The following is a 12594-nucleotide window of genomic DNA, read 5'->3' on the forward strand; positions in this document are numbered from 1 at the left end:
GAAGCGGGAATCTGGCGTCTTTCGGAAGGCGCTGGATTCCGGCGTTCGCTGGAATGACGAGCGGAGGGTTCGCGGAGAAGCGAGGGACGAGGGATTGCCGAGGAAGGGGAACGAAGGGCTGTTCGTTCCCTCCACTCTTTCATAGCGTCTTTGTCCCTGCCGCGTCCTCATCGCTGACCCAGCGACGCCACGCCCTCAGTGCCCAACGCCCGCCTTCGCGCAATCGCAGCCGAAATCCGGTTCCGGGCCGCCGTCGGCGATGAAGCGGTCGATGCGCTGCTCCAGCGCCGGCAGCGGCACCGAGCCGAGCGCCAGCACGGTGTCGTGGAAGTGGCGGATGTCGAACCGCGGCCCCAGCGCCTGCTCGGCCTTGCGACGCAGCTCGCGGATCTTCAGGTAGCCCAGTTCGTAGGACAGCGCCTGGCCGGGCCAGCTGATGTAGCGGTCCACTTCGTTGGCGATCTCGCGGGCGGACAGCGCGGTGTTGTCGGTGAGATAGTCGATCGCCTGCTGGCGGGTCCAACCGAGGTGGTGGATGCCGGTGTCGACCACCAGCCGGCAGGCGCGCCACATCTGGTAGGTGAGGAAGCCGAAGCGCTCGTACGGCGTGCGGTAGATGCCCATCTCGTTGCCGAGGTATTCCGAGTACAGCCCCCAGCCCTCGCCGAACGCGGAGATGTAGCCCTCGCGGCGGAACGCCGGCTGGCCCTTCTGCTCGCCGGCCAGCGCCAGTTGCAGCGAGTGGCCCGGCATCGACTCGTGCAGGGTCAGCGCGGGCATGTTGTACAGCGGGCGCGACGGCAGGTCGTAGGTGTTGACCAGGTATTCGCCGGCGCCGCCGCGGCCGGAGGTGTAGTACGGCGCGATGTCGGCCGGTACCGGCACGATCGCGAAGCGCTGCCGCGGCAGCCGGCCGAAGTACTTGCCGAGCTGCGCGTCGACCTGCTTGGCGACCCAGGCGGTGCGCATCAGCAGCTCGTCCGGGGTCTTGGCGTAGAACTGCGGATCGGTGCGCAGGAAGGTCAGGAACTGCGCGAAGCTGCCCTTGAAGCCGGTCTCCTTCATGGTATCGAGCATCTGCGCGTGGATCTTCGCCACCTGCGCCAGGCCCAGCTCGTGGATCGCGCCGGGGTCGAGGTCGAGCGTGGTGTATTCGAGGATCTGCTGGCGGTAGAACGCCTTGCCGTCCGGCAGCGATTCGGCGGCGAGCGTGGCGCGCGCCTTCGGCACGTATTCGTCGCGGAAGAACGCCAGCAGCTTCGCGTAGGCCGGGATCACCTCGTCGCGGATGCGCCGCTGCGCCTCGCCCTGCAATGCCTGCGCCCGGTCGGCCGGCAGCGTGGCGGGCATCCGCTTGAACGGTTCGTAGAAGCTGCTGGCGGTGGGATCCTTCAGCTCGCCCACCGCGGCGATCGACACGTCGCGCCCGGCCAGCACCTCGCGCGGCACGCTGAAGCCGCGCGCCAGGCCGTCGCGCATGTTGGCGATCTGCTGGTCGAAGTAGGCCGGGATCTGGCCGAGCCGGTCGAGGTAGCGCCGGTAGTCGGTCTCGTTGCGCAGGCGGTCGCCGTTGAGCTGGTAGCCGATGTCGCCCCAGAACGACGAGTCGCTGTTGAACGGCATCTGCCAGGCCTTGAACTTCTGCGCGGCGAGCAGCGCCTGGATCTGCGCGCGGTATACCGCGTAGTCGACCTGTTCCTCCGGCGACAACTGCTTCGGATCGATCGTGCCTAGCTGGTCCCAGACCTTCTGCCACTCGTCCAGCCGGCGCTGCTGGCTGGCGGCGTCGACGGTATCCAGCCGGCCGTCGTTCGGCTGCGGCTCGCCGGAGGCGCTGATCCCGGCCTGGCCGTTGCGCCAGGCCCATTCGCTGGCATAGATCGCATGGAAGCGGTCGTCGGCTTCGTTCGCCCGCGCAACCGAAGCCAGTACCAGGCCCACGGCCAGCAAGCCGCCCAACAGCGTTTTCATCGACACGTTTCCTCGCGGATCCAGAACGTGCCGATCATCGCAGATGCGGGCGCCGCTGTGGCCCCGCCGGGCCGGGCGCGGCTATTCCATGCCGGCGTAGTAGCCGCGCATCGCCTCCAGGTAGGCGTCGAGGTTGCGGCCCGCGGCCTCGCCGAAGCACTCGCCGGTCTCGCCCAGCGTGTCGATGCGGTCGGGGCGGAAGTTGCGGAAGCCGCTGCGCAGCCGGCACCAGCTTCCCAGGGTCCACTTGCCGCCCCAGAACGCCAGGCACAGCGGCTCGATCTCGCGCGTGCTGGCCTGCCCGCCCTCGTCGCGGTAGACCAGCCGCAGCACGCGCTGCGCCTCGATCGCCGCGTGCAACTGGTCGATCCGCGCGGCGAACGCGAGCTTGTTCTCGTCGCGCCAGATCGGTGCGTAGATGCGCGTGCGCGACGAACGCTCGCGCAGCTCCGGCGGCAGCACCGCCTCGATCTTCAGCAGCGCGGCCTGCGCGCCGTTCGCCAGCTTCTCGCCGGCGAACGCGCGCACGAAGCGGGTGCCGACCACCAGCGATTCGAGCTCGTCGGCGGTGAACATCAGCGGCGGGATGTCCGATCCCTTGCGCAGCACGTAGCCGACCCCGGCCTCGCCCTCGATCGGCACGCCGGAGAGCTGCAGGTCGGCCACGTCGCGGTAGACCGTGCGCAGGGAAACGCCGAGCGTGCCGGCGAGCTGGCGCGCCTGCAGCGCGGTGCGGCGGCCGCGCAGGGCATGGATGATGAGGAACAGGCGGTCGGCGCGGCGCATCCGCACATGATGCCGCGAAAGCCGTCGCAGCGCCTGCGACGCAGGCCGGCGCGCGGCAACCCGCCCGTGATGCGCCGGCCCACGGCCTCAGCCCTGCTTCGCGGCCAGCAGCGCCGCGTCTTTCTCGCGCGCGCGGCGGATCGCCGGGCGCGCATTCACGCGCTCGATGTAGGCGTGGATCGCCGGCGCTTCCGGCAGCATCCCGAACTTCGCCGTCCAGTCCAGTGCGATGCCCCACAGCACGTCGGCGGCGGTGAAGCGCTCGCCGAGCAGCCAGGGGCCGTTCGCCAGTTGCGCGGTGAGCGCGTGGAACACGTCGTCCCAACTGCCGTAGGGCGAGCGCGAAGGCGGCGCCGGCTCGCGCTGCATCGAGCGGTCGGTCAGCGCCGGCTCGAAGCAGGAGCCGTAGAACACCAGCCAGCGCAGGTACGGCCCGCGCAGCGGGTCGCCGATGGGCGGCGCCAGCCCGGCGTCGGAATACAGGTCGGCCAGGTAGACGAACACCGCCGGCTGCTCGGTCACCAGCGCGCCCTGGTGCACGATCGCCGGCACCTTGCCCATCGGGTTGATCGCCAGGTAGGCCGGCTGGCGCTGGGCGCCGGCGGCGAGGTCGAGCAGGTGCAACTGGTAGTCGGCGTCCAGTTCCTCCAGCAGGGCCAGCGTGCCGAACGAGCGTGCCGGCGTGGCATGGAAGAAATCGATGCGGGGCTTGGCGGCGGTCATGGTCGTTGGCCTGGTCAGAGGGTCTCGGGGTGGTGGCAGACCGCCTCGATGTTGTGCCCGTCCGGGTCGTGCACGAAGGCGGCGTAGTAGTCCGGGTGGTAGTGCGGGCGCAGGCCGGGGGCGCCGTTGTCGCTGCCGCCGGCGCGCAGGGCGGCGGCGTGGAAGGCGTCCACCTGGGCCCGGCTCGCGGCGGCGAAGGCCAGGTGCGCCGGCGCGGACACCGATGCCGATCCGGCCAGCCAGAGCTGCGGCCGGCCCTCGCGGCCCAGCGCCAGCACGCCGGGAAATTCCATCGCCGGCCCGATGCCGAGCGGCGCCAGCGCCTGCATGTAGAAATCGCGGCTGCGCGCCAGGTCGCGCACCGGCAGGGTGAGGTGGTCGAAGATCATGCGTCCTCCTTGTGCGGTGCGGGGCGCGTCACAGGTGGCGCGTTTCGGCGGGCGGATTCATCCAGTTGTCGTGGCGGCCGTCGGCATAGCGCAGCGGCGCGTCGATCAGCTCTTGCGGCTCGGCATCGTCGAGGCAGGCCAGGTTGACCGAGACATAGGCGCCGCCGATCTCCTCGACGTAGCCGCGGCCGAACGAGTGTACGCCGCAGTGGCGGCAGAACAGGTGGTGCGCGCTCATCGTGCCGAACTGGTAGTCGGACAGGGCGTCTTCGCCGGCCAGCAGGCGGAAGGCCCCGGGCTTCACGATCGCGCCCCATTTGCGCGTCTTGGCGCAGATCGAGCAGTTGCAGCGGCCGGTGCCGGCGGCCAGGTCGATGTCGGCCTCGAAGCGCACCGCGCCGCAATGGCAACTGCCGTGGTAGGTCTTGTTCATGGCTTGCTCCGATGTGCGAAGGGGGCGTGGTGGAGCAGTCCGGTCAGCGCGGCCAGCAGCAGGCGGCGCGGCGGGGGCGTCACGGGCTTGGCCGGATCGGCGGCAGGCGCCGGCGGCAGGCGATACTGGCCGTCCAGCAGCAGGCCGCGCAGGTGCAGCGGCCGGTAGGCCATCAGTACGCGGTTGGTCGGGGATTTCATGGGTTGCGTCCTCAGGCTGCGAGCGCGCTTTCGCCGACGCACCACGGCGGCAACTGGGCGTGCTTGAACAATCGGTACCAGTACTCGCGGTCGCTGGGGCTGTAGAGGTCCAGCGTGCGGATCACCTCGCGCGCGAACTCCACGCTGCCGAGGTGGCTGGCGCTGATCACGCCGCCGTCGCTGACCGCCAGCACCGAGGCGTCGTACTGCTCCGCGCCGGCGTAGCCCGGCACCTGGCTGGCGATCTGGCCGGGCCAGTTGCCGGTGTGGCGGCAGCCGTCGAGCAGGCCGGCGCGGGCCAGCGCCAGCACGCCGCTGTCGATCCCGGCCACCGGCGCGCCGGATGCGTGCAGGTGGCGGATCGCCGCCACCGCCTGCTCGCCCTCGCCGCGCTGCCACAGGTGGCCGCCGGGCACGATCAGCAGGGCCGCGCCGGCGAAATCGATCTGCGCCAGGGCCAGGTCCGGCCGCACGGTGAGCCCGCCCATCGACACCACCGGCATCCGGGAAAAGCCCACCGTCCGCACCTGCCAGTCCCCCGGCCGCCGGATCTCGCACAGCGCCAGCGCCGCCTGCCAATCCGCGAAGCCTTCGAAAACCAGGAAGTAAACCGTATCGCGCATGTCCTTGCCCTCCACTGTCGGAGGCACAGCTTGGCGCCCCCCTGCTGCCAACGTGTTGTCAGCAGGGGGCCGGTCCGTGGCGGATCGGGGCGGGCGGGATGGACATGCGCGCGCGCACGGCTGGCGCGGTTCAGCCGCAGCCGGGACAATGCGCGTTCCTTTCACGCCACGGACCCGCCATGAAGCCCGTTTCGCTGATCCAGTTCCTGATCGAGGAACGCCGCGCCGGCCACATCAACGCCGAACTCTCGCTGCTGATCGAAGTGGTGGCGCGCGCCTGCAAGCGCATCGCGGTGGCCACCAACAAGGGCGCGCTGGGCGGTGTGCTCGGCATGGCCGGCAGCGACGACGCGCTCAGCATGAACATCCAGGGCGAGGCGCAGAAGAAGCTCGACGTGATCTCCAACGAGATCCTGCTGGAGGCCAACGCCTGGGGCGGCCACCTCGCCGCTTGCGCCTCGGAGGAGATGGAAGACCCGCAGCAGATTCCGGACGGCTATCCGAAAGGCCAGCACCTGTTGCTGTTCGACCCGCTCGACGGCAGCTCGAACATCGACGTGAACATCTCGGTCGGCACGATCTTCTCGGTGCTGCGCTGCCCCGACGACGTCACCGAGCCGAAGGCCGAGCACTTCCTGCAGCCGGGCACCACCCAGCTCGCCGCCGGCTACGTGGTGTACGGCCCGTCCACCGTGCTGGTGCTGACCTTCGGCCACGGCACCCACGAGTTCACGCTGGACCGCGAGGTCGGCAGCTTCATCCTCAGCCGGCGCGGCATCCGCATCCCGGAGGAGACCGCCGAGTTCGCCATCAACATGTCCAACCAGCGCCATTGGGAAGCGCCGATGCAGCGCTACGTCGGCGAGCTGCTGGCCGGCACCACCGGCCCGCGCGGCAAGGACTTCAACATGCGCTGGGTCGCCTCGATGGTGGCCGACGTGCACCGCATCGTCACCCGCGGCGGCGTGTTCTTCTATCCGCTGGACGCCAAGATCAAGGCCAAGGGCGGCAAGCTGCGCCTGATGTACGAGGCCAACCCGATGGCCTTCATCGTCGAGCAGGCCGGCGGCGCGGCCACCACCGGCCGCGAGCGCATCATGGAGTTGCAGCCGACCGGCCTGCACCAGCGCGTGCCGGTGTTCCTCGGCTCGAAGAAGGAAGTGGAAGTGGCCACCCACTACCATCTGCAGGCCGACCATCTGCAGGCCGACGGCGCGCGCGACTGACGCGCGGCCATCCGCCACGCCCGCACGGGCGCGGCGGACCCGTCCCGCCACGGAGGAACGAACGATGAAGACCCGGTTGCCCGTTTCCCTCCTGCTGGCCTGCCTGGTGGCCGGCTGCGCGCACGACCGCCGGCCGCCGCCGCCGTGCCTGCTGCCGGGCGAACTGCCCGCCGACGCGGCGACCCATGCCAATCCGAAGGATCTGCCGCCGCCGTGCCCGGCGGACTTCGGGCGCAGCGGCCGCGGCCCTTAAGGCTGGCCCCGAAGGGGCGAGTGCAGCGAGTCACTCAGTGACTTGGTACTCCAAAGCTCAACGGCACTGGATCCCAGCTTGACCAGCCCTGCGGCCCTTGAAAGTCGCTGTGATGACGCTTCGTAGGGGGTGCCTGGAGACTTTGAACAGGCCCTTAGGCGCGGCGACCCCGGATCGCCTCCCGCTCGCCCTCGCGGTGGCCCCGGCCGGCCGCGCGACGCCGCTACAATCCGCCCACTCCTTCCGCCTGCAACCTCCATGATCCCGTTGCGCCGCGCCCGCTTCCTGCCGCCGTTGCTGACCTGCCTGCTGCTTTGCGCCTGCTTCGGCACGACGCCCCCCAAACCGGCCACGCCGCTGCCGGCACCAGCGCCGATGAAGCTGCGCATCGGCCTCGCGCTGGGCGGCGGCGCAGCGAAGGGTTTTGCGCACATCGGCGTGATCAAGATGCTGGAAGCCAGCGGCATCCACCCGGACGTGGTCGCCGGCACCAGCGCCGGCAGCGTGGTGGGCGCGCTGTACGCCAGCGGCATGGACGCCTTCGCGCTGCAGGAAACCGCGTTCGGCCTGGACGAGGCGAAGATCCGCGACGTGCGGCTGTTCTCCGGCGGGCTGGTGCAGGGCCAGGCGCTGCAGGACTACGTCAACCAACTGGTGCGCAACCGCGCGCTGCAGCAACTGAAGATCCCGTTCGCCGCGGTCGCCACCGAGCTGGAGACCGGCGCGCGGATCGTGTTCGTGCGCGGCAACACCGGCCAGGCGGTGCGCGCGTCCAGCAGCATCCCCGGCGTGTTCGAGCCGGTGGAGATCGGCGGCAGGCACTACGTCGACGGCGGCGTGGTCAGCCCGATCCCGGTGGACGCGGCGCGCCAGCTCGGCGCGGACTTCGTGATCGCGGTGGACATCTCGACCCGGGCCAGCGGCAGCAACCCGCAGGGCATGGTGAACATCGTCAACCAGTCGATCGCGATCATGGGCCAGCGCCTGGGCGAGCAGGAAACCGCCCGCGCCGACGCGGTGATCCGGCCAAAGGTCGCCGCCATCGGCGCCACCGACTTCGAGCAGAAGAACCAGGCCATCCTGGAAGGCGAGAAGGCTGCCCTGGCGGCGATCCCGGCGATCCGCGCGAAGCTGGCCGCGATGACCGCCACCCGCCAGGCCGCCGCGCCCTCGCCCTGACCCGCCCGCACGGGCATGACCACCTGCACTTGGGCAGGCCACGCCGGCGCTGCTAGCGTGGCAGGTTCCTGCCCGTCCGCGAGGCCGCCATGCCCACGTCCGCCCGTCTGCTGCTCCCCCTGCTCGCCCTCGGCTTCGCCCCGCTCGCCGCCGCCGAGACGCACGCTACGATCGATCCGCGCATCGGGCAGTTGCTCGCCGAACTGGGCAAGGTGCGCCCGATAAGCGCCGTGCAACTGTCGCCCGACGGCCGCAAGTTGGCCTGGGTGGTGCAGACGCAGGGCAAGCCGGCGATCGAGATCGCCGCCGCGGACGGCAGCGGCGCGCGCCGGCTGAACCCGGCCGGCAAGCCGGGCACCTGCAGCGAAGGCGACCTCGCCTGGGCGCCGGATTCGCGCCACCTGGCCTTCCTCAGCGACTGCGGCAGCAGCCAGGCCGGCGTCGAGGGCCGGCAGAAAGACGTCTATATGGCCGACACCGCCGGCCGCGATGCGCCGCGCAAGCTGTCCTCGCTGCGCGGCTACGCGCACGCGCTGCAATGGTCCGGCGACGGCAAGGCGCTCGGCTTCCTCTACGTGGAAGGCGCCACCCGGCGCGCCAGCGCGGTCGCCGCCGCCAAGCCGGCGGCCGGCGAAGTCGGCGTGGACGGGCTGGAAGTCCAGCGGGTCGCCCGCCTGCCCGCCGACGGCGGTGCGGTGCAATTGCTGACCCCGGCCGACCGCTACGTCTACGAATTCGACTGGTCGCCGGACGGCACGCGGATCGCCTACGTCGGCGCGCCCGCGCCGGGCGACAACAACTGGTGGGTGGCCAAGCTGTTCGTGCAGGACGCGCGCGCCGGCGCGGCGTCCCGCGTGGCGGTCGACCCAGGCAGCGTGGCCGGCCCGCTGCGCGGCCTGCAGATCGCCCTGCCACGCTGGTCGCCGGACGGCGCGCGGATCGCCTTCATCGGCGGCCTGATGAGCGACCAGGGCGCCACCGGCGGCGACATCTACGCGGTGCCGGCGGCCGGCGGCGCGCCGGTCGATCTTACGCCGGCGATCCGCGTCACGCCGGCGTGGCTGCGCTGGACCGGCGCACGGTCGATGCTGGTCAGCCAGGTCAGCAACGGCCAGAGCCAGCTCGCCGATTACGCGGTGGACGGCGACCGCGCCACCCAGCGCCATGTGCACTTCACCCTGCCCGCCGGCATCGGCGACGGCAGTGCCTCGATGGCGGTGTCGCTGTCGCGCGACAACACCCGCATCGCCTACGTGCAGAGCTCCTATGCCGCCGCGCCCGAGGTGCATGCCGGCATGCTGGGCGACGCCGCGCCGGCCGCGGTGACCGCGATCAACGCCGCGCTCAAGCCCGGCTGGGGCAAGGCCGAGTCGGTGGAGTGGGAGCACGAGGGCTTCCACGTGCAGGGCTGGCTGCTGTACCCGGCCGACTACGACCCGAACAAGACCTACCCGATGATCGTCAGCGTGCACGGCGGCCCGGCCAGCGCGGTGATCCCGCGCTGGCCGGGCGTCGGCTACGGCAGCGTGCCGTTCTCCGCGCTGGGCTATTTCGTGTTCATGCCCAACCCGCGCGGCAGCTTCGGCCAGGGCGAGAAGTTCGTGCAGGCCAACCGCAAGGACTTCGGCCACGGCGACCTGCGCGACATCCTCGCAGGCATCGACGCGATCGAGAAGAAGCTGCCGGTGGACGACCGCCGCCTCGGCCTCACCGGCTGGAGCTACGGCGGCTTCATGAGCATGTTCGTGCCGACCCAGACCCAGCGCTTCCGCGCGGTGGTGGCCGGCGCCGGCATCGCCAACTGGCAGAGCTACTACGGCCAGAACCTGATCGACCAGTGGATGATCCCGTTCTTCGGCGCCTCGGTGTACGACGATCCGGCGGTGTATGCGAAAAGCTCGGCGATCAACTTCATCAAGCAGGTGAAGGCACCGACCCTGGTGGTGGTGGGCGACCGCGACGCGGAATGCCCGGCGCCGCAGTCGTTCGAGTTCTGGCACGCGCTGCGCGCGCAGGGCGTGCCGACCTCGCTGGTGGTGTACCCGAACGAAGGCCACCACTTCGTCGATCCGGCGCACCAGCGCGACGTGCTGCAGCGGGCGCTGAACTGGTTCGGCAAGTACCTGCCGGCATCGGGCTGAGCACCGCGGCGCCAGGGATGGCGTTTGCCGGGATTCGGGATTCGGGATTCGGGATTCGGGAGAGCGTCGCCCGCCAGGGCTTCTCACGCGTTGAAGTCGTCCGGCGACATGGCCGACATCTGCTGGCCCAGGCGCTGCCCCTGCTGCCGCTGGCCTGGTTGCTGTTCGCCGGCGCGATGGCCTGGCTGTGGCGCCGTGGCTGGCGCGGGCTCATGCAGCGGCCGCATCCTTTCTTGGCCGGCTGATCCTGACCAACTGATCCTGGCCGGCTAAAAGCCGGCCACGCACACTCTCAGAGCCTGTTCAAAGTCTTCCTGTCGGACTGGAATCCCCTGACGCTCCCTGCCCGTCATTCCTGCGAGGTGCTTTTCAACAGCCGCAGGGCTGACGTTTCGTAGGGGGATACCTGGGAGACCTTGAACAGGCTCTCAGAACAGCTCGCCCTGCGGCGACACCTCGCGCGGCGGCACGAAGCGCGAGGTGTCCAGCCGCAGCTCGCGCGCACGGCCGAAGCCGTGCTTGCGGCAGGNNNGCGGCGCAGCAGCTCGGCGAACACGCCCTGGCCGCGCATGCGGGTGCGGAAATCGCTGTCGTAGTCGCGGCCGCCGTTCATCTGCCGCACCAGGCTCATCACGTGCTCGGCGCGCTGCGGCGCGTGCAGCGCCAGCCATTCGCGAAACAACTGCTTGAGCTCGTACGGCAGGCGCAGCGTGGTGTAGCCGGCGCAGCACGCGCCGGCCTCGGCGGCCTGCGCCATCACCGCCTCCATGTCGCGGTCGTTGAGCGCCGGGATGATCGGCGCCACCAGCACGCCTACCGGCACGCCGGCATCGGCCAGCGCTCGGATCGCCTTGAGCCGCCGGTGCGGCGCGCTGGCGCGCGGTTCGAGCTTGGCGGCGAGCTGGTTGTCCAGCGAGTTGACCGAGACGAACACCTGCACCAGCTTTTCGCGCGCCATCGGCGCGAGGATGTCGAGGTCGCGCTCGACCAGGGCGTTCTTGGTGACGATGGTGCACGGGTGGCGGCACTCGGCCAGCAGCTCCAGCGCGGCGCGGGTCAGCCGCCAGCGCTTCTCGGCCGGCTGGTACGGATCGGTGTTGCTGCCGATGTTAATCGGGCTGGCGACGTAGCTCGGCTTGGCCAGCTCGGCGCGCAGTACCTCGGCGAGGTTGCCCTTGGCGCGCAGCTTCGTCTCGAAATCCAGCCCGGGCGAGAGGTTGAGGTAGCTGTGCGACGGCCGCGCAAAGCAGTAGATGCAGCAATACTTTATAACGCACTAGAAAGTGTTCATTTGTCGGGGCTTCCCTTGCTTCCAGTCACCCACGCCACTTGAGCGTACGGTTGCCAGTAGCGCCACCGGATCGGCTCTTGGCGACAGCCACTTTCGTCTTGAACAGCGGACATGAACGGATCGTACTTTGGCCGCAGCTGCGGAAGGAGTGCGAAACTCGGCTGTTTCGAGGCTAGTTTCCACTGTTGGCGTCGCAACCAATCAAATTGATGCCGCTCCGAAGGACCTTGTCACAACGGTCGGTCTATGCCGCAGACGATGAGACTGGCCCCTGATACTTTGGTTCGGTGCCCAACATCGACGATGAACCATGCGCATCAAAGGGCGCGGTGCCGCCTCCAACCCTGACAACCGATTCTTTTCCACGCGAGTCGAGCTCGAGGATGATGGGTGGAGTCCTCCCGAGGACACTGGCGGCAAACCCGAGCCGGTGACGGTCACCCTGGAACACGCGCGAAGCATTCTTTCGAAGAATGACTCCCCTGACGTGCCGTTTGACCTCTCCATCAACCCCTACAAGGGTTGTCAGCACGGCTGCATTTATTGCTTCGCCCGCCCCACACATGCGTACCTCGACTTGTCCCCGGGCTTGGACTTCGAGACCAAGATCTTCGCCAAAAGAAACGCGGCTGCGCTTCTGGCAAAGGAACTTGGCAGACGTTCCTACGAATGTAGGCCTATCAACATCGGCAGCAACACCGATCCGTATCAACCTGCGGAAAAGCGCCTTCAGATCACGCGATCGATTCTGGAAACGCTCGAGACGTACGGCCACCCGTGCACCATCATCACCAAGAATGCCCTGGTCGAGCGTGACATCGACCTTCTCGCTCAGATGGCTCAGCGCCACTTGGTACAGGTATTCGTATCGGTCACTTCGCTCGACAACCGTTTATCGTCCCGCCTGGAACCTGCAGCGACTGCACCCCATCGCCGCATCGATACCATCGCCCACCTGAAATCGAGCGGCATCCCTGTCGGAGTCTTGGTTGCCCCCATCATTCCCGCCGTAACCGATATCTATCTGGAAAAGATCATCCAGCTCGCCAGTGAAGCCGGCGCAACCTGTGCCGGTTACACCGTCATTCGACTCCCACATGAGCTCAAGGGACTTTTTCGCGAATGGCTAGTCAATCATCTTCCGGAGCGAGCAACTCACGTCATGAGCCTCATCCAGCAGATGCACGGTGGCCGGGACTACGTTGCAGACTTTCGGACGCGTATGCGGGGCGAAGGCGTGTTTGCTCGCCTGATCAAAGAGCGGTTCGAAAAGGCTTGCCGTCGAAGCGGCATTGAGTCAGCGCGGACCATCCGGCTGGACACTCAGCATTTCAAGGTTCCCCAAGAAGCTGGCCATCAAGCCTCTCTATTTTGAGGTC

13 protein-coding genes and 1 pseudogene are annotated in these 12594 nt (G+C 69.1%); 6 read left to right on the plus strand and 8 right to left on the minus strand.

The genetic code is table 11. The features are described 5' to 3' along the window. Positions 1–195 precede the first annotated feature (195 nt). The 7 genes from ASG87_RS03175 to ASG87_RS03205 form a co-directional block, all read right to left on the minus strand. Positions 196–1971, minus strand: coding sequence for a DUF885 family protein (locus tag ASG87_RS03175; RefSeq protein WP_056000705.1), 1776 nt, complete (start codon positions 1969–1971; stop codon positions 196–198). Between the two features lie 81 nt (positions 1972–2052). Continuing rightward, positions 2053–2757, minus strand: a complete 705-nt coding sequence (locus ASG87_RS03180) for a YafY family protein (RefSeq protein ID WP_056000707.1) — start codon at positions 2755–2757, stop codon at positions 2053–2055. Positions 2758–2844: 87 nt separating this feature from the next. Further along, the gene (locus tag ASG87_RS03185; protein ID WP_056000710.1) at positions 2845–3480 is read right to left on the minus strand and encodes a glutathione S-transferase family protein; all 636 of its coding nucleotides are present in this window, start codon (positions 3478–3480) and stop codon (positions 2845–2847) included. A gap of 14 nt (positions 3481–3494) precedes the next feature. Continuing rightward, the gene (locus tag ASG87_RS03190) at positions 3495–3866 is read right to left on the minus strand and encodes a VOC family protein (protein WP_056000798.1); all 372 of its coding nucleotides are present in this window, start codon (positions 3864–3866) and stop codon (positions 3495–3497) included. 31 nt (positions 3867–3897) lie between these two features. Continuing rightward, complete coding sequence (locus ASG87_RS03195) at positions 3898–4302, minus strand: GFA family protein (RefSeq protein WP_056000713.1); 405 nt, start codon at positions 4300–4302, stop codon at positions 3898–3900. Next, on the minus strand, positions 4299–4502 hold the full coding sequence (locus ASG87_RS03200) for a hypothetical protein (protein ID WP_056000716.1): 204 nt from the start codon (positions 4500–4502) through the stop codon (positions 4299–4301). The genes ASG87_RS03195 and ASG87_RS03200 overlap by 4 nt, the downstream gene beginning before the upstream one ends. An 11-nt stretch (positions 4503–4513) precedes the next feature. Next, entirely contained in the window at positions 4514–5125 is a 612-nt protein-coding gene (locus ASG87_RS03205) for a DJ-1/PfpI family protein (RefSeq protein WP_056000801.1), read from the minus strand. Between the two features lie 179 nt (positions 5126–5304). Between ASG87_RS03205 and ASG87_RS03210 the strand changes: the two genes are divergently transcribed. From ASG87_RS03210 to ASG87_RS03230, 5 genes are all read left to right on the plus strand, one after another. Continuing rightward, a complete protein-coding gene (locus ASG87_RS03210; RefSeq protein ID WP_056000719.1) occupies positions 5305–6351 on the plus strand; it encodes a class 1 fructose-bisphosphatase in 1047 nt (348 codons plus the stop codon). 64 nt (positions 6352–6415) lie between these two features. Beyond that, positions 6416–6604, plus strand: a complete 189-nt coding sequence (locus ASG87_RS03215; protein ID WP_056000722.1) for a hypothetical protein — start codon at positions 6416–6418, stop codon at positions 6602–6604. 258 nt (positions 6605–6862) lie between these two features. Further along, positions 6863–7783, plus strand: a complete 921-nt coding sequence (locus ASG87_RS03220) for a patatin-like phospholipase family protein (protein ID WP_056000725.1) — start codon at positions 6863–6865, stop codon at positions 7781–7783. An 89-nt stretch (positions 7784–7872) separates the two neighbouring features. Next, positions 7873–9924, plus strand: a complete 2052-nt coding sequence (locus tag ASG87_RS03225; protein ID WP_056000728.1) for a S9 family peptidase — start codon at positions 7873–7875, stop codon at positions 9922–9924. Positions 9925–9941: 17 nt separating this feature from the next. Beyond that, positions 9942–10169, plus strand: a complete 228-nt coding sequence (locus tag ASG87_RS03230) for a hypothetical protein (RefSeq protein WP_056000731.1) — start codon at positions 9942–9944, stop codon at positions 10167–10169. A 287-nt stretch (positions 10170–10456) separates the two neighbouring features. Here the strand turns inward: ASG87_RS03230 and ASG87_RS03235 are convergent. Further along, a pseudogene (locus tag ASG87_RS03235) lies at positions 10457–11191 on the minus strand (PA0069 family radical SAM protein); the annotation flags it as partial. Positions 11192–11525: 334 nt separating this feature from the next. Between ASG87_RS03235 and ASG87_RS03240 the strand changes: the two are divergent. After that, the gene (locus ASG87_RS03240) at positions 11526–12590 is read left to right on the plus strand and encodes a PA0069 family radical SAM protein (protein ID WP_056000734.1); all 1065 of its coding nucleotides are present in this window, start codon (positions 11526–11528) and stop codon (positions 12588–12590) included. Positions 12591–12594 lie beyond the last annotated feature (4 nt).

Source organism: Frateuria sp. Soil773 (genome assembly GCF_001428405.1).
Lineage (GTDB): Bacteria > Pseudomonadota > Gammaproteobacteria > Xanthomonadales > Rhodanobacteraceae > LMSL01.

Excerpts from the sequence above, each read along its gene's own strand:
- ASG87_RS03175 (WP_056000705.1), bottom strand. The coding sequence starts at position 1,971 with ATGAAAACGCTGTTGGGCGGCTTGCTGGCCGTGGGCCTGGTACTGGCT.
- ASG87_RS03180 (WP_056000707.1), bottom strand. The coding sequence starts at position 2,757 with ATGCGCCGCGCCGACCGCCTGTTCCTCATCATCCATGCCCTGCGCGGC.
- ASG87_RS03185 (WP_056000710.1), bottom strand. The coding sequence starts at position 3,480 with ATGACCGCCGCCAAGCCCCGCATCGATTTCTTCCATGCCACGCCGGCA.
- ASG87_RS03195 (WP_056000713.1), bottom strand. The coding sequence starts at position 4,302 with ATGAACAAGACCTACCACGGCAGTTGCCATTGCGGCGCGGTGCGCTTC.
- ASG87_RS03200 (WP_056000716.1), bottom strand. The coding sequence starts at position 4,502 with ATGAAATCCCCGACCAACCGCGTACTGATGGCCTACCGGCCGCTGCAC.
- ASG87_RS03205 (WP_056000801.1), bottom strand. The coding sequence starts at position 5,125 with ATGCGCGATACGGTTTACTTCCTGGTTTTCGAAGGCTTCGCGGATTGG.
- ASG87_RS03210 (WP_056000719.1), top strand. The coding sequence starts at position 5,305 with ATGAAGCCCGTTTCGCTGATCCAGTTCCTGATCGAGGAACGCCGCGCC.
- ASG87_RS03215 (WP_056000722.1), top strand. The coding sequence starts at position 6,416 with ATGAAGACCCGGTTGCCCGTTTCCCTCCTGCTGGCCTGCCTGGTGGCC.
- ASG87_RS03220 (WP_056000725.1), top strand. The coding sequence starts at position 6,863 with ATGATCCCGTTGCGCCGCGCCCGCTTCCTGCCGCCGTTGCTGACCTGC.
- ASG87_RS03225 (WP_056000728.1), top strand. The coding sequence starts at position 7,873 with ATGCCCACGTCCGCCCGTCTGCTGCTCCCCCTGCTCGCCCTCGGCTTC.
- ASG87_RS03230 (WP_056000731.1), top strand. The coding sequence starts at position 9,942 with ATGGCGTTTGCCGGGATTCGGGATTCGGGATTCGGGATTCGGGAGAGC.
- ASG87_RS03240 (WP_056000734.1), top strand. The coding sequence starts at position 11,526 with ATGCGCATCAAAGGGCGCGGTGCCGCCTCCAACCCTGACAACCGATTC.